We start from the raw sequence: 21,453 nt of genomic DNA, 5'->3' as shown, positions 1-21,453 counted from the left end.
TTTTTTCACCTTTCAATTTAAGAATATTTTTACATTAGGTGTGGATTACTACACCCCAATAGTTTATTATCCTTTTCACGTTTAACCAATTCAGATTAACTTATTATTTTCTGATGCGAATGAATTAGGTTAATTATGAACCTTCAACTAAATGGTTTTAATCTGTTCACTCCAAAAAAGGGGGAATTCACACGCAAAAGATTAATAAATTATAGTTGTCGCGCTCGCACATAGTTGGATAATCAGGTCATTTATGCCGTAGCACCATAATTTATCTGAGTTGAATCTTCTCCAGATCACAATCTCGCTGCAAAATATCCCGAATTGGCTAAGTTGCATCTAAATGGGAACGGGGATTTGAAGCCGGATCAGGTTACTCCAGGAAGCAGCAGGAAAGTCTGGTGGAAGTGCCGCCGAGAACATGAATGGGAAGCTACCCCGGATAAAAGAAAAAGGGGAACTGTTTGTCCATACTGCTACAGGGAACGCAGGCAAAAGATATAGAAAGGCGCGCGCGTAAATTACAAAATCTGAATATGGTAATCTTTTTTCTTCTGTGTATCGAATAAACGACGTAGGTCATGAGTTTTTTGGTACCAAATATGTAATTATACATGGACTAAACTTTATGACGAGAAAATGCAAAAATCTATGAGCCTAGAGGAATAGGCGTCAACACGAGTAATACTCCTTAGAAATATCATTCCCTTTTTCGTCCATGTAATAATTGTTTATATCTGATCATTGTTGAAAAAACAAAGATGCCCAACACGCCCTAAAAAAAATATTTAAAATTTCTACCAGTTCCCCGAAGAAACCCGTCTCCTATTATTCCCACTATTCTCTCATCGGCTCTCAGCCATTATTACAGTCCTACACCTTCGAGCGTTAACACATCTAACTTTATCATGTTAACGCAGAAAAAACGTGCTTGTAAGGTTATAAGGAACTTTAGAGAATGATGTAGTAATTTTAGACGTTTTTTAATGCTTTTCTGAATAGGTAAAAGTTGAATAATTCTTAGAGTGTTTGTAGTGTGTAAGTTCTAAGTTAAACCTGAGAGGACTAGAAAAAAACTAATATTAGGGGTTATTTAAAACCCACATTAATCTATTATTTTGGCAAATATAGCCAACGCTTCATCCGCTTGGGTCTTATTTAATATCAATGGGGGGGTTAACGCCAATACGTTTCTATATCGACCAACCCTTCGGATGATCAAACCGTTTTCAAGAGCTTTCTTCTCAATAATAGTTGCATATGAACCATCCGCTACCTTACTATCTTTATCCTCAACCAAATCTATTCCTATTAACAACCCCATACCTCTGATATCCCCTATGCGTTTTTTTTCCTCGCTAATATCCTTTAATGATTCCATTAAATAATTCCCAACTTCCATAGCATTCACATCCAGCTGTTTCTCCTCTAGGTAATTTAATGTGGCAAGCCCAGTTGAACACGCAACTAAGTTACCTGAGAAAGTCCCTGTGAATCTGACGCCCCCAAAGGTTTCATCAGTGACCTCTCGTTTTGTCACTACGGCCGATAATGGAAATCCGCCCCCAATGGCTTTTCCAATGCACAATATTTCAGGGGTGATATTCCAGTGTTCCATTGTAAGGAATTTTCCGCTTTTTCCAATACCTGTATAAACCTCATCCATTATCAGTAAAATGCCGTTATCCCTGCACAATTTCACAATTCCTTCCATGTACTTCTTTGGGGGTACATACATGCCTCCATTCACAAGTATCGGCTCGAACAGCAGGGCAGCGACCTGATCAGGTAGGACGACAGTCTCTAAGGTGTTATGTAAATAATCTAGACATAACAGATCACAATCTGAGTAATGTAGTTTAAAGGGACAGCGGTAACATTTTGGATAAGGTATATGAATAATATCCGATATTTTAGCTGGCCACGTACTCTTAATCCTTGGATCACCACTTACTTGATAGGGCGTTCCTATGAAACCGTGATGGGAATCGTGGTAGCTAATAATTATTGGCCTTCCAGTATAGGCTCTAGCCAATGATATGGCCAACTCAACAGTTTCAGTTCCACTTGAAGTAAAGTTGACTCTCCCGGTACGTAGTGCTTTAGGAACTTTACTGAGTAGTTTTTCTGTAAACTCGATTAAGATAGGTGAACCAGCTGCCCGGGAAATGTTTTTTTTCAACTGTTTTTCTGCAGCTCCAAGTATCTTGTGGTTAGAATATCCCGCTATATCTGTTGAATTTGCTAGAACAAGAAATCTATTTCCATCAACATCTTGAAAAGTGCACCCTTCTGCACTCTCTATTGATATATTAGAGTGGCTTCCAAAAACATCATAATACCGTTTAATCCATGATTGAGTCTTAGGCCCAGGAATTGATATTATTCTCTTTGAAAGCTGCTTTTTTTCAGTCATTTGAAAATCACCTTATTCAATATCTACCCTCCCGTTAATACAATAATAATTTTTCTGATAAGTGGTTTAACTTGATCGATTCCGAGATTTTTCTTGGGCGTTTCCCTGTACTCTCCTTCCATTTCACGCGTTCACCAACTTTTTAGAAACAGATACCCGTGTTGCTAGCTCTTCTATAATGTAATCCATACCTTTAGCTAACTGCCATTCAATAAAAACAAGTTAAAAAGCAATAAATTCATTCCACCGAAGGTTTTAATAGGTCAGCCTTCGCAGGAAACTCTGCAATGTCCGACAGGAACATCGTCTATATCGGGAATAAGCCTATCATGAACTACTGTCTCGCGGTCCTAAGTTCTCTTCAGGGTGACGGGAGCACAGTACATTTGAAGGCCAGGGGACGTGCTATAAGCTCCGCAGTTGACGTAGCTGAAGTCACAAAGAACAGATTCTTGAACGACCTCACAGTCGACAACATAGAAATTGGCACAGAAGAACTTGAGAATCAAGAAGGCCAGAAGCGGAACGTAAGCACCATAACCATAACCCTAAAGAAAGGCTAGGGAAAAAACAGTCAACGCACTAGTTTTACCCGATTGCTCCAAAAAATTCAGCGTCAGCAATATCTTTTCAAGTTATTTCTAGTTATCAAAGCGTGTACATTTGTGACTAATGACTTAATCTTTTATGCAATAAAATATCATTAACTTTACCTGAGTATTTCATCATTCTTTGAAAGTTGTACAAACTTATTTTTTTACTCGATCGGATTAGACATGTTCATTATATATTAAACCAATAAAAAGGTGCTATTCCGCGTTAGCGTGTCTCTTTCTGAGGTCGACCTCCGAGACCCCTAGCCTCTGTATCAGCTCGGCTATAATCGAGTCCAGGAAGATCATGCAGCTGAGCTCAAACATCGTCCCCAGGGGGGCGTTGTTGTGCTCCCCCGTAATCTGACTCCGGTCGTAATCGAATATCTGATCTATCTTTGTCCTCCCCTTTACCTGAACCACTTTATGGGCAATGCTTGCGAGAGGAGAATCAAGATGGGAAGTGACTGCAATGACCTTTGAGCCAATACTTTCCGCGACCTCAGCCTGAGCCACTACGGTTGTGGTGGTGCCTGATCCAGACAATGCCACAACCAAGTCTTCTCCTGTTAGAGCTGGTGTTATCGTCTCCCCGCTTACGTAGACATTGAATCCCAGATGCATTAAACGCAAGGCGAAAGCCTGTCCCACAAATCCGCTTCGCCCGGAGCCAATCAGCAGGATCTTATAGTCTTTATGACTCAGCAACGTGTTGATTATGGTCTCTATCTCGGAGTCATCTATGGATTGGATGACACCATCAATTTCTGTGAGGAACCACGACGATACTTTCTTGACGATACTCATATCCAACGATCTCAAAGATACGCTAACCCTATTTTTCATTATCTCAGAGGAGAGAGGAAAACCGAATTTTTTATAGGCCTACTATATACTAGTATATACAATAACTTCAAAACAATTATTAACAACGTTGGAGAGATTTTTTTATTGACCTTCACCTTTCAACTATTGAAGCGAGAAAATTGTCTTAACGGTTATGATGCCCATTACTTAGCAGTCAAGACTTTTTTTGCATGGCAATAATTGTTCTCCCCTTTGAGAATGATGTCAATAGCGATCTCGGCTATGGCAGAACTGTGCTCTGCTATGATATCCAGGTCCCATAAGATCTCGCTCACTATCCCGCTGAGTTCTAAGCGGCTCCCGTTCTGAAGTCGCTTCATCAATGCACTCTCCTTATGCTCTATAGTGTCGTACATGTCCACCGCATCGCTCGCGGTAGTTAGGTTGCCATCAAAGATACTCGAGAAGGCCCTATCAAACATGTTGAATGTGATGAAACCTATATGGCTCACCCGTTCAATAAGGTCGATTTTATTCCATTTACAGATATCCTGGAGTCTTATAACGCTAGAGGCAATATGATTCACTCGGTCGCAGATCATCTCCAGGTACCATGCAATAATGCTATACTGGACGATATCCATAGAATCCACGATTCCTATACTCTCAGAGACAGATCTGGACTGCTGCGCCAAGCTAAGGATGCGGACTAGGAGCCAGTAAATGGTATCTGCCTCATATTCTCTGGTGATTGCGTCCTTTGCAAGTTCTACATCGCCGTTGACGATACTGTCTAGGGTTTCTTTGAACATGATAGATGTGAGTTTATAGAGTCGATCCACTATGGTTTCCAATGGAAAGTTCTTGGGGTCTATGGAGCACTGTAGCAGGAGGTGGTGCTCGGATTCTTCTATGATTCCGATGCCTAACAAACGATGAGTGACTTTCCGAATGCTCTCAATCTGCTTCCGCTTTAGCCTTTGATTTGATTCCACCCTGATGAGACTCCTTCCCAGGACGTAATTACCGACGATGACGCGCTCGAGAACCTTGGTGTTATCACACTGGTCTACGTCGACAACGTATTCAACATCATCCGCGATCTTCCGTTTCTGAGCGGTCATCCTTATAGCGCCATCGCTCTCCTCTGAGATGAAGACGAGATCGCCCTTCTGAATGCCTACTTTCTTAGTCCATTTTATGGGTAGGGAGACCGAGAGAGTTGAGTACCCTACTTTCTGAACTTTTCGTGGCTCCAATCTGACTCTACCTTTATTCTATATAGTGATTCTGGGTAAACCTATATAGTAATTATTTATACATTACGGGTTAGGTGGATCCTAAGGACGCTATATTATGGTACTAGGGGGAAATAACGGTCCAAGTGGTGGAAACACGTATTTAATATATAGTGCCAAGGCAAGTGCCAAGAGCACTATACCCAGAGCGGCATAGTCCTTTCCAATCATCTTAAGCTCGTAGAGATTCGTTCTTTTTCTGGTTGCCCCAAATGCCCGAGACTCCATGGCCTCGGCCAGCTCAAGGCTCCGTCTGATGGAGTTGATTATTAGCGGGAGCAATATGGGAATATAATTCTTTATCCTCCCAAACAAGTTTCCTTTGTCGAGCTCAAGCCCTCTAGACCTCTGGGCGTCAATAATAGATTGGGCCTCGTCTGCGAGAACAGGGACGAACCGGATCGCTGTAATGAACGCGAAGTTGAACTCAAATGGAATCCGTGCTTTCTCAAGTGCAAGGCTTAGCTTGTCTGGGGAGGTAGTAAGGAAGAAGATGGAGAAAGAGGTAATAAGCACTAGAAAGCGGACAGTGATGGCGAGACCGTACTCCAGATTCTCAGTGGTGAGGGTCCTGTTGTTGAAATAGTAAAGAGAGACCAGATTAGTCGTCAGGATAATGATTGCCAGGAATAGACCTCCTTTCAAGCTCTGGGCCCACTCCCTTTGGATCTTTCCGATGAAGACAATGGGGACCTGGATTAGCAAGATGAACAGGAGGGGCAGAAGCCGGGTGAATAGAATAGCGGAGACAAAAATCACCATAGTTAGGAGGAACTTCACTCGGGGGTCAATCTCGTGGATGGGAGAATTTACTCTACTGAAACGGAGTCTCTCCAGCAGGCTCAATTCGACCCCTCCGTGAGATGAATTAATAGCTTGGCGGCCTCATCAACGTCAACTACATCACGTGGGAGGCCGTATTCAGATAGCTTGGAAAAGACTTTAGTGATCATAGGGGGAGCTACAGATGCTTTGCTCATGGCCGTAACGTTGGTCATAATTTCTTTGGTGGTACCGTCTCCGATTATCCCTCCCTCTGCCATGAGGATAATGCGGGGCTCTATATCAGCTACGAACTCAACATCGTGAGTCACTATAATAATCGTCTTCCCCTGGATCCTAAGTTGCTCAAGAAAATGTCTGAGCCTCTCCTTCTGTCGGTAGTCCTGACCTATCGTAGGCTCATCGAGGACCACAACATCGGGATCCCATGCAAGTACAGAGGCCAATGCGACCCTCTTCCTCTCCCCCCCACTTAGGAGAAAGGGGCTGGATTTACAATATTTTTTGATGTTAAGGAGATTAAGGGCCCATTCCACCCTCTTTTCAACCTCATTCTTCTTGAATCCGAAGTTATTTAGGGCGAAGCTAATCTCCGTCTCAACAGTCTCGGAGAAAAGCTGGTCGTCAGGATTCTGGAAGACTAGGCCGATCTTTCTGGCCAGCGCCGCGACGCTGAGATTTGCAATATCGGCGCCATTAAAGGCAATTCTCCCATCATGGGGCCTCAAAAGGCCGTTGAGATGTTTAACCAGGGTGGTCTTCCCAGCGCCGTTCTCCCCCATGATCGCTACAAACTCTCCTTTATGGATTGTTAGGGAGATACCCCTAAGCGCTTTGACCCCGCTGGGATAAGCAAACGAGAGCCTCTCAATTTTAATTAGTGGGCTCGAGTGGTGCTTCGTTATAAATTCCTCAAAGCCAGGGGATATGACATTCTTAGATTTGGCCCTCGCTTTCCCCATTAAGGGATTGATCTGCTGGATGAAGGCTTCTAGGGACAGCGGTGTCTCAGGGATCGATATTCCCCGGCTCCTGAGTTTTTTGGTGAGCTCTACGAGTTTTGGAATCCCAACTCCCGCCAGCCTCGTATCTTCACTAAGGAAGATATCTTCCGGGGATCCTATGTTTACTATCCCCCCGTTCCCGAAGACCACAACTTTATTGGCATATTTTGCTGCAATATCAACCCTATGTTCGATTAAAATGATCGTTATTCTGTGATCTATGTTCAGGGTTTCTAGGACCTCAAAGAGTTTCTCAGCGCCAATGGGATCGAGAAATGATGTAGGCTCGTCTAGAACTAGTATCTTAGGCCTCATAGCAAGGATAGAAGCAATAGCAAGTCGCTGCTTCTGTCCCCCGGAAAGCTCGTGGGTGCCTCTGTTCCTAAGGTGGTCGATACCCGTAGCTTTAAGGGCCCAGCTGATATCCCTCATCATCTGTTCTTTGGGAATGCCCAGGTTCTCTAGGCCGAAGGCAACATCCTTCTCAACGGTGAGTGCAAAGATCTGATTGTCTGGATTTTGGAAAATTAGCCCTACATTAGGGGCTAGCTTAGATGTGGCATGATCCAGCACGTTAAGGCCATTCACAGTGACTGATCCATTGAGGTCGCCGCTGTAGAAGTGAGGAATGAGCCCATTAAGGCACCTGCTAAACGTGGTCTTCCCGCATCCGCTGGGCCCCGTCAGGAGTATGAACTCCCCCTCGTTAATAGAGAGGTTTACCCCCTTTAATGCAGAGGACTTGTTGTTAGGATATGTATACCGGAGATCTTTTACCTCAATAATACCCAATGGCTTGACCCTTTCCAGAATCTATTTCCGTCTAAAATGGTAGCGCTGACTATTATATTTATAACAATAGTGTCTTTAGGCTCCTCTGACTAGAGTCTTTTAACAATATAAATGCAGGTTTTCCGTGACTCTTTTTCTTCTTGGCCTAGATCATACGCCTTAGTGAAAATGAATCTCCTTCAAAAACATGGGTTGTGCCGTGAATCCGGTCACGTAGCAACAATATAACCAACGAAACGGGGATTTAGTACATGCTCTTTATTGACGCTTATTGTTACATATCAAAGGGCAGGGATCCCGTAAAAATTGCTGGTCTAAAGCATGGATGCAGCAAACGTTTATGTGGCGGTGGTATTTGTATCCGGGGCAGCCAAGAACCCGACGATTGCAACAAGTTTGTGGCTGAAGCTAACAAATCATTCCCAGGGAGATTCATTCCATTTGTTTTGTTTAATCCACGATACTAAGAGGTCGGTCTCGAGGAGATCGAAAGATACCTAAAGGATTACGGCTGGAGGAGCATCAAGATGAGCCATCAGCACGCAGCGGCACATTTTATGTATCCCCTGATGGAGTTCTCTGAGAGGTATGGGATTGTTGTGGTTGTCTACTATGGCCACAATATCCCGAACAACCCATATATCGTAGACATCGCAAACAGCTTCCCCGAGGTAAAACTGGGTATCCTTCACATGGGCGGAGGTACATGTTTCGACTTGGAGCTTTTTAGCACCAAGATGGCTGTGAAAAACAATAACATTTACTTAGAGATGTGTTATTCAAACCCCGTCGCCATTAAGCAGGCGGTTAAGGCTATAGGTTCTGAGAAGGTGATATATGGCTCAGAGTCCTCCAATGGTGGCCATAGAAGCAGGTTCGAGAAGGCAGGTAATTACATAGAGCTTATGTTGGACAGTATCCGCTTCGCGGGCATTACAAAAGTGCAGAAGGATGAGGTCGTGGGTGATTCGGTGGAGAATCTTTTAGGGATAGATGCCTAAGACTAAAAAAAACCCAACCATATTATTAGGCCTTTTCGCGGGCGGGTTTCTTTTACCGGTGATTTTTTGATACTTGTTGAAGCAGCTCGGAGAGCATAAAGATAGCTCTCTCAAGAAAGAGATTGACGTCCCCCTTGCAGTTTATGCCAGCTGCAGTAGGATGTCCACTACCTGACCCGTCGAACTCCGCACCAAGGGTCTGGGCTAACTCACCTAGATGGATGTGACTCCCCTGGTAGAATAAATCCGTGGACCTGAGACTTGCTTTAAGATTACCTTTCTCACTCCCGGCGACAACTGAAGCATCAGCACCCAACCCAATAAGCGCCCTTGCTGAAGATGCGTGGAATGAGCTAAGCCGGGAGGCGGCCAGGATCCAACCCCTGGTGTCGTGGAACTTAATCCTTTGAGCTGCCTTTATGCGGGCTATCCTCTCAGAGCGTTTTCGCTCACTTCGAAGCATTGAAAAGATCTCAGGGATTGATCCATCGATCTCCAGGAGAGCAGAAGCAGCATTTAGTGTATTCGGAGTGGCAATGAAGAAGTGTCTGGAGTCGTAAACGATCCCCAGTAGAAGAGCTCGAGCAACTATTGGTGTCGGCTTAACTCCCATACCCGAGTAAATATTATACACGAGTTCGCAGGTGGATGTGGCGGACTCGTCGATCATGGAATAGTTTGAAATTTTCATCATGGTTGGATGCTTGCTGTGATGATCGATAATTATCTTTTTGGCGCTGGACTTTGATAGTTTCTCTCCCCAATCGCCTAACTGGATTGGAGTCGCGGTGTCTAAGATCACGAGGGTATCATAGTCGTCAATAAAGGCCTCGTTTTGCACTTGGATACCTAGGGCATCCATGATCCTTCGAGTAAGGCTGCTGGCTCCCCCAGGGAGAAAGATCCTAGCATCCGAGAAGGGTTCGATGGATCTAATTAACATCTGAACTCCGAATGCTGAGCAGATGGCATCAGGATCGGCGTTGTGGTGACACAGCAGTAGGATCTTACCGATCAGAAGCTCCCTTAGACTCTCAAAGGAGAATCCAGATAATTTACTGTCAGGATTATTGGGAAAGCCTATCATAAGGAGAGCGTGGTCGGGTGATTTTTAAACCAAGCGGATGGATTCTATCCTAAGTTCTAGGCATGTCAAGTAACGTCGATATCGTGGAGATAGGCCCAATGAAAAAGGGCAGCCCTGTCGTGGTAACTGGGTTTGCGGGGGCCGGTTTTATAGGGAACACCGCTTTGATGTATATTGCTAGTGAGAAGGGTTTCATTGAGAGGGCTCAGTTAAAATCCCACCTAATTCCTCCCATGTTCCTGCTCGTTGAGGGGAGACCCATCCCAGTTTTTAGGATATACGGGAACAAAAAGAATGATGTGCTACTAGTAGTTTCGGATGCCCTAATCCATGCTGAGAATGCTTGGCCCATAGGTATCGGGTTGATGGAATGGCTCAGGGAGAAAGGGGTGAAGGAGATTATATCCATCGAGGGAATGCCTTTCGCGACTCCGAAGGGGACGCGCCCTATCTTAGGGTTCAGTCTCCCTATGAAGGACTTAATCCAAGTCGGCGTCAGGCCAACTAGCGAGGGGGGGATATCTGGTCTGAACGCAGTGCTCCTCGATGAGGCTATGAAGCATAAGGTGCCTTGGACCTCTCTCCTAGTTCCTACAGGAACGACTCAATCCATTGATTACGTGGGGACTGCCGATCTTATCGAGGCCCTTAACAGAATACTAAAGCTTGGTGTGGACACCTCGATTCTTAGGCAGAGCGGCAATTCAAGGAGAGAGGCTATAAAAAGGGCTAGAGCTGGTAAACAGAAAGGTCTGTTAGGGGGCTTACGAAGGCAGAAACCGGGGTCAGGCTCCTAGTTTGAGGTCCTGCTGGAGGCTCTCTTGGAGGTCATTAAGCCTCTTTCGGGAGTTAGCTTCCTGTTTAGTTAGGACCTTAGCCCGCATCTCCAAAAAATCAAGGCGCTCCCTAAGTTCCGTCTCCACATCCCCCTTCTCCTTCTCCACAAGAATGGCCCCTGATGACTTGTAGACTTTCTTGTCAGAGGGGACATCATCGAGAAGCTTTAATGCCCTCTCGGATTCGTTTCTCTCGAGGTCGAGCCTCTGTTTTTGAAGTATTAATTGTTGGAGGGTGCTCTGGAGCTGCTGCAGTCTATTAAGTTTCTCCTGGATGTTCGGGGGAAGTTGATTTAAACTGGACATGAACCTTCCCGAATACCCATCACAGACTCATGTTTAACCTCTTCTATTTTTGATATGTGAAACAAGTACGAATTTAACAGGCACCGCGTTAAAATTGAATCGATAATGATCTTAAAGCTGAATGTTTGTGTGTTTTAAATGATAAATAAAAGGGAGAAATGGGTATTATTTCCTCGCAGTAACGCCGCCGAGATATATTGCCCCTCTCAATGCTTTGATAGCGGTAGGATAATCGTCAAAGACAGCCTTTACCGTCCGTCCGTCAATCCGTTCAATATAGGGCAATAATGCAACAATATCTCCTACTACGGAGCTCTCGAATTTGAGCATAAATTCTAAAGGCTCATCTATTTTGTAGGGATCCACGTGCTCAATATTTGCTAGGGCATGAGTAACTTTCTTTTTAATTAGGGTATGGGCTTTCTTTGGATGAAGGCACTTAGCTGCCCTCCTACCAACCGCCCATTTAACTACTGCAGTGGTAATATTGGGAACGAAGCTCTTCACCTCCTCTGCGACAGCCGCATCTCCTGAGACAAATACAGAGGGAACTCCATAACATCCGGCAAGAGCAGAGTTGAGACCAAACTCCCCGGTTTCCTTTCCATTGATCCAGACTCCGTTCACGCTTCTCCCTGATATAGTGTGGGCAAGAATGGCCTTCTCTGTACCCTTCATGGCATGGTAGCCAACATAGAGGGCCGCATCATAATGGTTGTCTATTCCTTCCATCATTGCACCAGGTTTTGGGGAACCACGGATGAGATGCGCGTCACTGTGGACTTCCATAGGTTGAAGATTTTTCATCCCTCCGTGGGCGTCGGAGACCACAACCTCCTCAGCCCCAGCGGCGAAGGCTCCTTCAATGGCGGCGTTTAGGTCGCCTACCATAAGCTTTCGGCCATAGGTGTATTCACCGGTATTTCCCCCGACCTGATTCCAGTCGACGATGCCACTTATCCCCTCCATGTCTATGGATATGAAAATGCTCTTAGGTTTGGACATGTAAATCAAGAAGACATAGAGGATGGCATTTAAAAAGCATAAGATAAGGACTGGATGTCTAGAACCGACGCGAGCATCACCTCCTATACCTAAACCTTTTACAGAGCTCTTTTTACTCACGATTGCTGCATGGGCAGAAAGAGCGCGAGTATAGTCCTAGTTACTTATCTATAATGACTCTTTGAAGTGGGTCCTGTTAGGCTTCACCTCAATCATCCTGATGATCATGCAGGAACGATTAGGAGCCATGTAGTCTGTGAATATTCCAGTGGTGATTCAGAAGGTATAATGTTTACACCCCAGAGCTCCTTGCTTTTTATCTATATGTGGTGGGAGAGCGTTTCTTCCTAACACATACGCCTAAACCCTTAACGGGTCATCCTCTCACCTTGATAGATCCCATCATATCCCCTTTGAACCTTATCAGTCCCGAAGAAGACGAGCTGGGTCAGCCGAGCATCTCTCTTGAGCCTTATCCCGTTGGGGTTGCTTACGACAAGCAGACTGCTGCTCCTGCCTTGGTATCCGGGATCCCAGATCGCGGTTTGCACCGTAGCCCCATTCCGCAACAGGGTACTTCTGCTCCGGGCCATGGCAACGACATCAAGGGGGATCTTCACAACCTCGTTGTAGACGATAGTATAGCAGCCCACCTCCAGGTTATACCAGTCATCCGTGTCTGGCTCCAGAAGCTCTTTGCGGGCAATCTCCCTCTCCAGGTTAGAAAAATCAACTTTTCCCCCTCCCTTGTATCTTTGGACTGCTCTAAGACTGAGATCAAAACCTGTAGGCTGGAGCTGAATCTCTAGGTCGATGTACCCGGTGATGAGCTGTCTCTCTTTGATGAGCCGCCTGATCTCGCTGGAGTTAAACAAATCTGATCGGTCTACCTATTCTCTAAACAACATTTTCTGAATAAATTAATAAATGATGTAATGTCGACCGTTCAAAACGGCCCATTCTCTGTTCATGGATAGAAGCAGTATCTGAATAGACTATATATTTGATTCGCGCGCGAAAGAAAATTTAGCCTATATTAATAGGTCTAGGTTATCTGAAATTTTTCACTTCCTTCATTTGGGGATAGGCTAATCTAGAAATTTATTCGAACTTTATAACCATCTGAATTGTACGAGCTCAATGCAAGCAACTATTAAGGCGGATATTTGAAGCCTGGGCAATGCTATTAGTTATAACGCTTTTTCGAAACGATAAGGAGCACGTTTTTATATTTACATTGTAATCCCTCTCTGATCTCCTTTGAGCGAAAGACCTAAGATCTTCGGTAACCTTGTGGCCGAGGTCATCAGGAAGAAAACATGTGTCACTTGTGGGGGATGTGACGCCGTATGCCCCGTGAACACGGTTAAGATTATAGATGGAACTCCAAAACTTGTTGGTCTCTGTATTTCCTGCCAGTTATGTTACTGGAACTGCCCAGTAGCGTCATTTGATATCGCAGAGATGGAGGAGGGGATTTTTGGAAGAACCAGAACTGAGGAAGAGGCCCCAATTGGAGTCCATAAAGCAATCTATGCGGTTAAGTCGAAATACGACGAGGTCCTCAATAATGCCCAAGACGGTGGTGCGGTTACAGCGATTCTATATCAGTTCCTATCCGACGATGGTGACGGGGCAGTAGTTGCGGGGTTCGAGGAAGATAGACCATGGGCGGTTAAACCCATTGTTGTAACTTCGAAGGAGGGGATCCTGGAGGGCGCAGGAACAAAGTACACGAATAGCCCATCCCTCGTTGGTGTAGCTTCCGCAATACAGGAATATGCCCTGGAAAATATTGCACTTGTAGGGACCTCCTGTCAGATGAAGGGCATTAGGAACATCGAGAGTGATCCCTGGTCTGACAAAAGAATTAAGAACACGGTTGGCCTAAGGGTTGGCGTCTTTTGTATGGAGACATTTGATTATTCCAACTTTATGGATTACCTTGAGGGCGAAGGAATCGATGCGGCCAAGGTCGAAAAGTTTCAGATTCAGAAAGGTAGATTCATAGCGCTCCAAGATGGAGAGGAAATTCACAACGTAGAGATTGCTGCTGTAAAGAGTTTAGTCCGTCAATGTTGCCACACATGCGGGGACTTTTCAGCCGAATTCGCTGATCTTTCCGTTGGCAATGTCGGCTCTCCCGAAGGCTGGTCTACCGTAATTGTTAGGACGGATATTGGTGAAGAAGCACTCGGAGCTGCCCAAAAGGCTGGGCTAGTTGAAGTCAAGCCATTAAAAGAGGGAAAGAGAGGTCTTGCCCTCGTAGAAAAACTTGCCACTAGAAAGAAAAAAGATGCCGCGCGTGCGATGAAAATGGAAAAAGTATAATACATTTATAGCTGTCTTGAAACTGGATCGCGTTGAGGGTTCTTCAGGTACATTGTAAGGATTTCAGTTATCAAATAAGGAAGGAAACGCCGGTGGCTGAGCAGCCTGCCAACCAAAAAGAGGAAAAGCTTGAGGACGTTCTGGTTTGTTTCACGTGTTTCGAGAAAAAGGACGAGCATAATTGGGACGAGATCATGGGATTATTTGTAAAAAACGTAAAGGTTGACGTCTCCCGAATCGGGTGCAAAAGGATCCTTCTTTACCCATATGCACATCTTTCTAAGAATCTAGGCTCGGCCCGGCTCGCTAAGGAGTTCATAACCGGACTATCTGATAAGCTTGTTAAAGAGGGCCTTGAGACACACAGATCTCCCTTTGGATGGTATAAAGCATTCAACCTGAGTTGTATTGGGCATCCCCTATCCGAGGCATATAGGGAATATTAATTTCGATGGAATTAATGCTTTCCAGCTAATCGATGTCGTTCCTAATTCCGTAGGAATTGATTAATTGATCTCCGATTGTATCTGCTAGATTTTTAATACGGGGCATTTGGTTGAACTTAATCTACAGAGACCTTGGTTATTCATATTTGCTCCCTCGAATATTTGCTAAATGTCTAAATCAGTGTTAGCTGGGTTTACTAGACCCTGAAGAAAAAACGTTTCTTTAGTTCTTGTTTTCACTCATATGGATCCCTGTAAGTAGTGGTTAGCTCTATTTTCTCGAGTAAGCCGTCTCGCAGCAGGGTCATAATGATGGTTTGGTCTGGAGAGACTTTCTCAGCAAAATATACGTGCCAATCGCTCCAGTTTTTCAGGGTTATCCCGTCGACAGCGATTATTATATCTCTCGCGATATATGCTGTGAATCCTTCGCGGTCAATGGTTTTTTCGAAAGGCCTCAGCCCAGCCTCGGCAGCGGGAAAACCCTCCCTCACTCTTGTGATAAGTATCCCGTTCTGGTATAAGTCGACGTTAACTAGATTATACTCTTCAACCACCTCTGGTGTCAGCTCAGTCCCCCAGAATCCCACTAAAGGATGTTTGAACTCCCCCGTGGATACTATCGATTCGGCGACTCTTTTTACGACGTTAGAAGGGATAGCAAAGTTGTACCCGAAAATTGTTCCAGCGTTGGTTATACCGAGAACTTTACTTTGGAGATCTAGGAGGGGTCCTCCTGAGCTACCTGGGGCTATTGTGACATCAAGTTGTAGGACGGGGCTTATCAGGGGGGGTAGGTCAATCTTCTCATTCACCTGGCTGACTAACCCAGAGGAGAGGCTCCCCGCATTTCCCATAGGATTTCCAATTGCCACTACCTGTTGCCCGACATAGATCCCTGAGCTGTTCCCAAGCTCTAGTGGGACCGTTCCATTGGGCACTCCGGAGATGAGGAGGACTGCCACATCGGAGTATGCATCGAGTCCGATGACTGTCGCAGATCTTCGTGTTCCATCGTAAAACTCCGCAGTGACAGTATCGGTCTCATTTACTACGTGCCAGTTTGTTAGGATATACTTATTGGTTTTCCATACAAAGCCTGAGCCTTGTCCCGTGTCAGTTCTGATATGAACTACTGACTTTCTTACGGATTCATAGACACTGGCGGGAGTGGACCTGACGATTGCAGTGACCCCCTGCGTCACCCCGGCGGTGATCTCATCGACCTGTGTTAATGTCGCTGATAATTCTGTGAGAGACTCATTTACAATTTCAAAATCTGTCGTTAGGGCATCAATTTCATCCCCATTCTCAGTCACCAGTTCCTTGATCTCCCCGAGATCTGTTGAAAGGTTTTCAAGATCTTCTTTAATTTTCAAAAGATTATCAAGCTTAACGTAAAGGTTATCTAGATTAGAACGTAAATCGCTTATCCTCCGACCTGCTTCATCAGCCTCAGACGTTAGATCTTCAACTTTCTCATTTTGGAGACTATCTGTCTTATAGAAGATGTAAACGCTGTAAGATAAGAACAATAGTGCGATTACGAATATTGCTATAGAGAACTTTTTGCTACTCTGGGACATTGAAGTTGATCTCTTTTCTGGGGGGATAATAGTTTGGGTCTCTATGTTTGAGAACGTTTTCTCATCTGAGGTTAGTAGAAGATAAGATGTGTTGAATTGCTCATTATTAGCCTTGTATAGACTCTCTCAGAGAGTCATTAAAAAGTAGAAGCTCCTAGTTTTAGTAAACTGTGGAGAGGCGGAGATTCGCGCGAGTGAGCAAGTCTATAAATGAATTCCTGATGAGACTTTTATTAATAGTCAAATCGGACTGGATTTGAAGTAGTCTTTGAGGTTACTCCTCCTGTACCTACTTCTCCCGATATAATCTTCGCTTGGCACGAAAGGTCTCAGGAGGTTCCATGCGGCCCGCTGGGTCATCTCGGTGTACTTTTTTCGGTCGTATCTTCTGTGGCTTCCGTTCAGCAGGGAGGCGGGCATCACCCTGAGGTAGGGGTTCTTCCTCTTGGTGTTCAAGAGGAGGTAGTTCGAGTCTCCTCCCTCCTCGGCCCCTAACATTGCGGCTACTATATGGGGTTGATGTGTCCGGTACTGAGAGAGATCTTTCCTCAGCCTCTTCGAGATCACTAGTTCTCGGGGGTTGACCAGTCCCCTCTGAACATCCTTCATTGCACAATTAGCGATCTCCAAGGCTTGGATGACCCCTTCCTTGATGACGTTTTCTGGATCGTCGGTTTTGAACAGGGCCTCTATTATTCGAGTCTGCATATCTTTGATATAGGATGGTGTGTCGTGACGGCGGAGTTCTATGCCCCTGTAGAAGAGATGCCCATTTGTGAGCTTTCCGTAGTAGCGGCGGACCACCACCATTCTGGGATCAGTGGTACGGGTGAGGAGGACAAGATAGCGGAAGTGGCGGTCAAGTCCCATTTGGAGGTGGGTCTCCTCAGTAACCCTTGCTGCTAGATCCCTATAGTCCTTCTCAGTGGCACCCTGACCTTTAACAAAAAGGCTGTCGGTGTCTCCATAGATCACCTCGAATCCATTTTTGAGGCAGATGTTGAGAGCTTGAACCATTGCTATGCGCGCCTGTCGGTTGATTTCCTGGAAGACCCTGATATTCGCGAATCTGTTCGCGTAGCAACCGCTGTAGCCGTAGACCACAACGAGCATAAGTTTAAGGGCACTCTGGCGGCGATGGCACAACCACCACTCTGGGCTCCCGAGGGTGTATTTGTCCCTTTGGTGCTTGAGTCTCAGCCTTCGCTCCAGGAAAGGTCGGGTGAATACTCCCATGAAGCCGGGTATCGAAGTGTCTATCCCTTCAGATGTCACAGTCTCATAACTGATGTTCTTGTGGACGATGACGTTAGGAAACATTGATTCAAAATCAAGGCAGGCCACGTTCTCATGTAGCCCCACTACTGGGGAAAAGAGCATTCCGCCTCGGTCCTTTCTCACCACGTCCCAGACTGTAGTAGCATAACCGAGTCCCCCCTTCATTCTAGGCACCACAACCCCCATTTTTACTGCAGCGTAACACTGTCGGCTATCGATGGTCTTCCCGGGCTCCCATTTGGCGCTCACCCCCAATGGGGCAAATGTAAACCTAGATCTCTCCACAAGCCCAGATAACCCAGAGTCCAAGAAAGCCGTTAAACCCAAGAAAATCCGACCATGATACCGCTCCCCATCTCTGCCGAAGCGGAAATCCATGGCGTTGCAGGCGGCTCTGTGGACCACCCGCTTGATAGTGGCAATGGGGCAATCTGTGACCATCACGTCAGGGTCCATCTCCCGTATTAGCTCCTGGAAACTCTTGAGAACGGCCCCCTCCATGCCTCGGAGACTTGAGACTAGACGCTGGGACTTGTCGTAGACGTTGATTTTTTCGATAGGGGAATTCGAGACCTCAAAGATGAGGACCTCAAACGGAGGTGGCTCAATAGACTCCTCGTCGTTAATCACCTCTATTGATATCAGCTTCCTATCCTCCTCCTTGACAGCGCAAAGGTTTGATGGAGCCACGTCTTTATAGAAGAGGTACCATTGGACGGGGATGAGACCCGTATTATAAACCCCCTTCACCTCGGGGAGTCTCTCTGCGTATTCAAGAATACTATTAAGGGACCTCACTGAGTACACGCTGACCTCAACAAATTGTTGCCTCTCCTTGCGGCTCAAGGTTGCAAATTTTTCGACAACTCTCGTTGCGTGGACGTCGGGGTGCTCATCAAAGAGATATTCGATATTTCCAATTGTATAGCCTTTCTTGGGTTCAGCAATGAAACGGGGGTGGTGGCGCTCCCGTACTTTGATCGTGTCCCCTTCCACCGTTTTGAACCAAAGAATTGCATAATTATCGCTGATGTATGGCGCCATGAGCCATCCCTGGAATTCAACCGTTAGGTTGACCCCAGTTGTTCCTCGATGCGGGTCATCCTATCGTTGAGGACCTCCATTCTCCGTCGGAGATTCTCCCCAACGCTACGGTTCTCCACCACTGAGACCAAGAACAGGAGATCGAGGAGCTTCACAGTTTCGGCGAAGCTCACTGCCCCCAACTCGGCTGACCAAGCCTCAATGAGGAGATCAAAGGCCTCGCGTCGCTCGATGTGCATGAGAGCATCTTGGAACTCTCGTCTAAGCCTGGCTACAAGTTCGTGGAACGTCTGTCTAAATGGCGGTGTATCTCTACCCAACTCTTCGTTCACCTTGAATGCGTACTCTGTTGACCTGGGAGGTATATTGGGGTGGCTCAGGAGGAACGCCCTGTTGAACTTGGTGCCATTCCCCCTCCCACGGATGTAGACTATAGCGTTAGCCACGTGCCTGAGGAAGCTGCTACTCTCCGGATTCGGGATTAGTTTCGCCTTCTTTGGCCTCCCGGAGGCAACAAGAGGGATCCCTCTCTCGGCACACAGCTGGCTGAAGTGGGTGATGGATCTCTGGACTTCCTCCCTAGCCAAATGGTAGTTTCTTACGCGGGCATCATCGAAATGGAGCTTGAAGATCCCTCGTATTAGGACAAGGCTCACCTCTGGCTCCCGCTCCAGTATCCCCATGAGCCCATTGACGAGGAGGCTCTGCTGATCGGCCGATGACGCCGTGAGGATGTGGATCCTCCTGAGGGCCTCTTCCATCCCGTAGCCCGATGCCTCCACGAGTTCCATGAGCTCCGCCATCTCTATCTCTGTCCTCTCTTTCCGATAGTTCCCGCAGAGTATATAGACCACGACGGGCCTGCCAATCTCCCCTTGGAGCTTAAGCGCGTTCACTATGAGATGACAGAACAGAACCTCAATGAGATTCTTCTCCCCATAAAAGAGGTAGAACATTCCCCTCCGAATCCCTCCAACAAGGGCGTCCAATTCCAAGCTCCCCGTTGAGAGGGTGCCCTTGGAACCAGAGCGTAGGAGCTCCAACCCGCTCATGAACCCCAACATAGGCCATGCTCCCTCCTCTGGGAGGCAATATAAACGGAACGCAGATTGGAAGAGGTAGGAGGAGATAGAAAGTGGTATGACTCTGTGTGAGACAACAGAAATTGAGATTTATTTTTAGAGAAAAAAAGGGTTAGATAGGGACGATCTTACGAAGGATTGCCTTTTTGGGACTCTATGCAAATGCATCATCTGGTACCCTGAGACAGATCCTATGACCATGGTTTTGATAATACTCCGCGCGACAGGCTAGTCATGCCACATCAAGGGTCGGATCTATAGTTTCCACCGATCTCAAGTTGATTTAAGAATGGACATGCCAGATTCCTGAGAGGGATTCAATTAATTATTGAATATATATGGGCCCTTCCTCTCTTATCGATTGTTTCGATTACGTTCATGTGACGGAGTGTGTAAACCATCTTTTGTGCAATGTTTTGCCTGAGCTTGAGGGCTTTAGAGAGCTGCTTTGTGGTGAACTGGGGTAGTATAGACTCAGGCAGGAGCCTATGGAAGTCTTGGGGCGCTAAAAAGACATAGCTCTCCAACACCTCGAGAAGGCGTCGGTCATGAATGCTCCAACCTTTTCGCCTCCAGCTACCACGTCCATCATTAATGAGAATCTCCTCGGAGTGGATCAGAATCACCTCAAGGGAAAAATTTGGTTCCCAAATTAGATTTGACAGGTAGACTAACTCCAAGAAAACGTCCTCAATGCGCCCTCTTCTTGGAGACTTTCTGCGAGAGATCGTTGTTCCATCTGTTCTGATGCGCACTATCCACTTAATTTGAGATACAGGGTGAACAAGACGCACCTTATGATGGGGTATGAGTTTAACGAGTTTTTTCTTAATGGCTGAAAAGTTGCTTGTCTGGATCTCGATAAGTTGTTCCCCCCGGACGACGTCGATGAGATAACCCTCTACGTTCTCCTCAATCAGATCCCCGGTCTTTGCGTACCATAGCTTCATGCGGTCATGAAGTGAGTTCTCAACCATCACTAGCCATCCCAGCAAGGGTATTCTTAAAATGCTTTGGCTCTGCAGAAACAAATTTTCAATGGAAACCGTTCCACTCTTATTAACTAGTATTGTTGCTGGTCATAAAGGCCTCAGACATCTTTAAAGAATCACGAAGATTTATGTTTAAATGAAATCTCTCAAAATAATGAGGACCACGAAATCCTTTTTACCGAAAGGCTTGCCTATGTTTCTTTGCGTGGCCGCTGTGGTGTAACGGTAGCATACAGGGTTGTGGATCCTTTGGCCGGGGTTCGATTCCCCGCAGCGGCCCTCCTTGTCAGGGTTGTCTTTTTAAGATAGTTTTGGGGGTATGGTGTTGAGCGGAGGTCGCCAAGCCAGGTCAAAGGCGTAGGATTGAGGTTCCTATTTCTTAGGAATTCGTGGGTTCAAATCCCACCCTCCGCACCAAATGTCGCGAATGAATGGTGGTATTCTTACCCGTGTTTTACCCGAATGATCCATAGTTTATTTGGTTTTTTCAGATGTTATACTCTTTTTCTTGTGCGTTTTCATCCCTTATTTTTTAATGACTGTATTAATTTTTCAAAAGCAATTCTCTAGATTGGGGGGTTAAAATTTAATCCCCAAACCCAAACCCTCTCTACGGCCTTCTCTCTTTCTCTTACTCTCTCTCTAAAAACAAAAAACACACACACACACACGATATGTTGAATAATATACATAGGTGTTTTTTCCTAAATATCACAAAAAAATTAGGAGCAGAGAAGCTCCATGAATTCCTTCCGAAGACGGATAA

General features: G+C 45.8%; 18 protein-coding genes and 2 tRNA genes. 7 read left to right on the top strand and 13 right to left on the bottom strand.

Annotation, left to right across the window (positions count from 1 at the left end; translation table 11 throughout):
• Positions 1–1,105 precede the first annotated feature (1,105 nt).
• On the bottom strand, positions 1,106–2,416 hold the full coding sequence (locus QGG23_07860) for an aspartate aminotransferase family protein (protein ID MDP6049333.1): 1,311 nt from the start codon (positions 2,414–2,416) through the stop codon (positions 1,106–1,108).
• A gap of 287 nt (positions 2,417–2,703) precedes the next feature.
• Here QGG23_07860 and albA point away from each other — a divergent pair, with 287 nt between their 5' ends.
• Entirely contained in the window at positions 2,704–2,979 is a 276-nt protein-coding gene (albA, locus tag QGG23_07855; GenBank protein MDP6049332.1) for a DNA-binding protein Alba, read from the top strand.
• 246 nt (positions 2,980–3,225) lie between these two features.
• On the opposite strand, the gene QGG23_07850 is transcribed toward albA, so the two are convergent.
• From QGG23_07850 to QGG23_07835, 4 genes are all read right to left on the bottom strand, one after another.
• Positions 3,226–3,816 (bottom strand): SIS domain-containing protein, encoded by a 591-nt coding sequence (locus QGG23_07850; protein ID MDP6049331.1) that lies wholly within the window; start codon positions 3,814–3,816, stop codon positions 3,226–3,228.
• A 203-nt stretch (positions 3,817–4,019) separates the two neighbouring features.
• Positions 4,020–5,075, bottom strand: a complete 1,056-nt coding sequence (locus QGG23_07845; GenBank protein ID MDP6049330.1) for a phosphate uptake regulator PhoU — start codon at positions 5,073–5,075, stop codon at positions 4,020–4,022.
• A gap of 90 nt (positions 5,076–5,165) precedes the next feature.
• On the bottom strand, positions 5,166–5,960 hold the full coding sequence (locus QGG23_07840; protein ID MDP6049329.1) for an energy-coupling factor transporter transmembrane component T: 795 nt from the start codon (positions 5,958–5,960) through the stop codon (positions 5,166–5,168).
• Positions 5,957–7,693 (bottom strand): energy-coupling factor transporter ATPase, encoded by a 1,737-nt coding sequence (locus tag QGG23_07835; GenBank protein MDP6049328.1) that lies wholly within the window; start codon positions 7,691–7,693, stop codon positions 5,957–5,959. The genes QGG23_07840 and QGG23_07835 overlap by 4 nt, the downstream gene beginning before the upstream one ends.
• A gap of 485 nt (positions 7,694–8,178) precedes the next feature.
• On the opposite strand from QGG23_07835, the gene QGG23_07830 reads away from it, so the two are divergent.
• Positions 8,179–8,694, top strand: coding sequence for an amidohydrolase family protein (locus tag QGG23_07830; protein MDP6049327.1), 516 nt, complete (start codon positions 8,179–8,181; stop codon positions 8,692–8,694).
• Between the two features lie 52 nt (positions 8,695–8,746).
• On the opposite strand, the gene QGG23_07825 is transcribed toward QGG23_07830, so the two are convergent.
• On the bottom strand, positions 8,747–9,781 hold the full coding sequence (locus QGG23_07825; protein MDP6049326.1) for a DHH family phosphoesterase: 1,035 nt from the start codon (positions 9,779–9,781) through the stop codon (positions 8,747–8,749).
• A 62-nt stretch (positions 9,782–9,843) separates the two neighbouring features.
• Between QGG23_07825 and QGG23_07820 the strand changes: the two genes are divergently transcribed.
• The gene (locus QGG23_07820; GenBank protein ID MDP6049325.1) at positions 9,844–10,578 is read left to right on the top strand and encodes a PAC2 family protein; all 735 of its coding nucleotides are present in this window, start codon (positions 9,844–9,846) and stop codon (positions 10,576–10,578) included.
• Here QGG23_07820 and QGG23_07815 read toward each other — a convergent pair.
• The 3 genes from QGG23_07815 to QGG23_07805 form a co-directional block, all read right to left on the bottom strand.
• Positions 10,567–10,923 carry a prefoldin subunit beta gene (locus tag QGG23_07815; GenBank protein MDP6049324.1) on the bottom strand — a complete coding sequence of 119 codons (357 nt, stop codon included), beginning with the start codon at positions 10,921–10,923 and terminating at the stop codon, positions 10,567–10,569. The two genes, QGG23_07820 and QGG23_07815, sit on opposite strands and share 12 nt — an antisense overlap.
• Before the next feature lie 165 nt (positions 10,924–11,088).
• Positions 11,089–11,928 (bottom strand): M55 family metallopeptidase, encoded by an 840-nt coding sequence (locus tag QGG23_07810; protein ID MDP6049323.1) that lies wholly within the window; start codon positions 11,926–11,928, stop codon positions 11,089–11,091.
• 368 nt (positions 11,929–12,296) lie between these two features.
• The gene (locus QGG23_07805) at positions 12,297–12,803 is read right to left on the bottom strand and encodes a deoxyuridine 5'-triphosphate nucleotidohydrolase (protein MDP6049322.1); all 507 of its coding nucleotides are present in this window, start codon (positions 12,801–12,803) and stop codon (positions 12,297–12,299) included.
• 385 nt (positions 12,804–13,188) lie between these two features.
• On the opposite strand from QGG23_07805, the gene QGG23_07800 reads away from it, so the two are divergent.
• Positions 13,189–14,259 (top strand): Coenzyme F420 hydrogenase/dehydrogenase, beta subunit C-terminal domain, encoded by a 1,071-nt coding sequence (locus QGG23_07800; GenBank protein MDP6049321.1) that lies wholly within the window; start codon positions 13,189–13,191, stop codon positions 14,257–14,259.
• A 32-nt stretch (positions 14,260–14,291) separates the two neighbouring features.
• The gene (locus QGG23_07795) at positions 14,292–14,705 is read left to right on the top strand and encodes a threonyl-tRNA synthetase editing domain-containing protein (protein MDP6049320.1); all 414 of its coding nucleotides are present in this window, start codon (positions 14,292–14,294) and stop codon (positions 14,703–14,705) included.
• Between the two features lie 236 nt (positions 14,706–14,941).
• On the opposite strand, the gene QGG23_07790 is transcribed toward QGG23_07795, so the two are convergent.
• From QGG23_07790 to QGG23_07775, 4 genes are all read right to left on the bottom strand, one after another.
• The gene (locus QGG23_07790; GenBank protein MDP6049319.1) at positions 14,942–16,291 is read right to left on the bottom strand and encodes a trypsin-like peptidase domain-containing protein; all 1,350 of its coding nucleotides are present in this window, start codon (positions 16,289–16,291) and stop codon (positions 14,942–14,944) included.
• 240 nt (positions 16,292–16,531) lie between these two features.
• Positions 16,532–18,613 carry a DNA polymerase domain-containing protein gene (locus tag QGG23_07785; protein MDP6049318.1) on the bottom strand — a complete coding sequence of 694 codons (2,082 nt, stop codon included), beginning with the start codon at positions 18,611–18,613 and terminating at the stop codon, positions 16,532–16,534.
• Between the two features lie 23 nt (positions 18,614–18,636).
• Entirely contained in the window at positions 18,637–19,677 is a 1,041-nt protein-coding gene (locus QGG23_07780) for a hypothetical protein (protein ID MDP6049317.1), read from the bottom strand.
• A gap of 335 nt (positions 19,678–20,012) precedes the next feature.
• Positions 20,013–20,672, bottom strand: a complete 660-nt coding sequence (locus QGG23_07775; GenBank protein MDP6049316.1) for a hypothetical protein — start codon at positions 20,670–20,672, stop codon at positions 20,013–20,015.
• Positions 20,673–20,895: 223 nt separating this feature from the next.
• Here QGG23_07775 and QGG23_07770 point away from each other — a divergent pair.
• Positions 20,896–20,966: transfer RNA gene (locus tag QGG23_07770), tRNA-His, on the top strand.
• A 50-nt stretch (positions 20,967–21,016) separates the two neighbouring features.
• Positions 21,017–21,104 (top strand) — tRNA-Leu (locus tag QGG23_07765).
• The last annotated feature ends 349 nt before the right edge of the window (positions 21,105–21,453 follow it).

This window comes from Candidatus Bathyarchaeota archaeon (genome assembly GCA_030739585.1).
In the GTDB taxonomy this organism is placed as follows: Archaea; Thermoproteota; Bathyarchaeia; order TCS64; family TCS64.
Note: the sequence above shows the minus strand (reverse complement) of the source record. Positions and strands in the feature narration are given on the sequence as shown.

Excerpts from the sequence above, each read along its gene's own strand:
- QGG23_07780 (MDP6049317.1), bottom strand. The coding sequence starts at position 19,677 with ATGTTGGGGTTCATGAGCGGGTTGGAGCTCCTACGCTCTGGTTCCAAG.
- QGG23_07825 (MDP6049326.1), bottom strand. The coding sequence starts at position 9,781 with ATGATAGGCTTTCCCAATAATCCTGACAGTAAATTATCTGGATTCTCC.
- QGG23_07820 (MDP6049325.1), top strand. The coding sequence starts at position 9,844 with ATGTCAAGTAACGTCGATATCGTGGAGATAGGCCCAATGAAAAAGGGC.
- QGG23_07775 (MDP6049316.1), bottom strand. The coding sequence starts at position 20,672 with ATGGTTGAGAACTCACTTCATGACCGCATGAAGCTATGGTACGCAAAG.
- QGG23_07860 (MDP6049333.1), bottom strand. The coding sequence starts at position 2,416 with ATGACTGAAAAAAAGCAGCTTTCAAAGAGAATAATATCAATTCCTGGG.
- QGG23_07810 (MDP6049323.1), bottom strand. The coding sequence starts at position 11,928 with ATGTCCAAACCTAAGAGCATTTTCATATCCATAGACATGGAGGGGATA.
- QGG23_07790 (MDP6049319.1), bottom strand. The coding sequence starts at position 16,291 with ATGTCCCAGAGTAGCAAAAAGTTCTCTATAGCAATATTCGTAATCGCA.
- QGG23_07850 (MDP6049331.1), bottom strand. The coding sequence starts at position 3,816 with ATGAGTATCGTCAAGAAAGTATCGTCGTGGTTCCTCACAGAAATTGAT.
- albA (MDP6049332.1), top strand. The coding sequence starts at position 2,704 with ATGTCCGACAGGAACATCGTCTATATCGGGAATAAGCCTATCATGAAC.
- QGG23_07785 (MDP6049318.1), bottom strand. The coding sequence starts at position 18,613 with ATGGCGCCATACATCAGCGATAATTATGCAATTCTTTGGTTCAAAACG.
- QGG23_07815 (MDP6049324.1), bottom strand. The coding sequence starts at position 10,923 with ATGTCCAGTTTAAATCAACTTCCCCCGAACATCCAGGAGAAACTTAAT.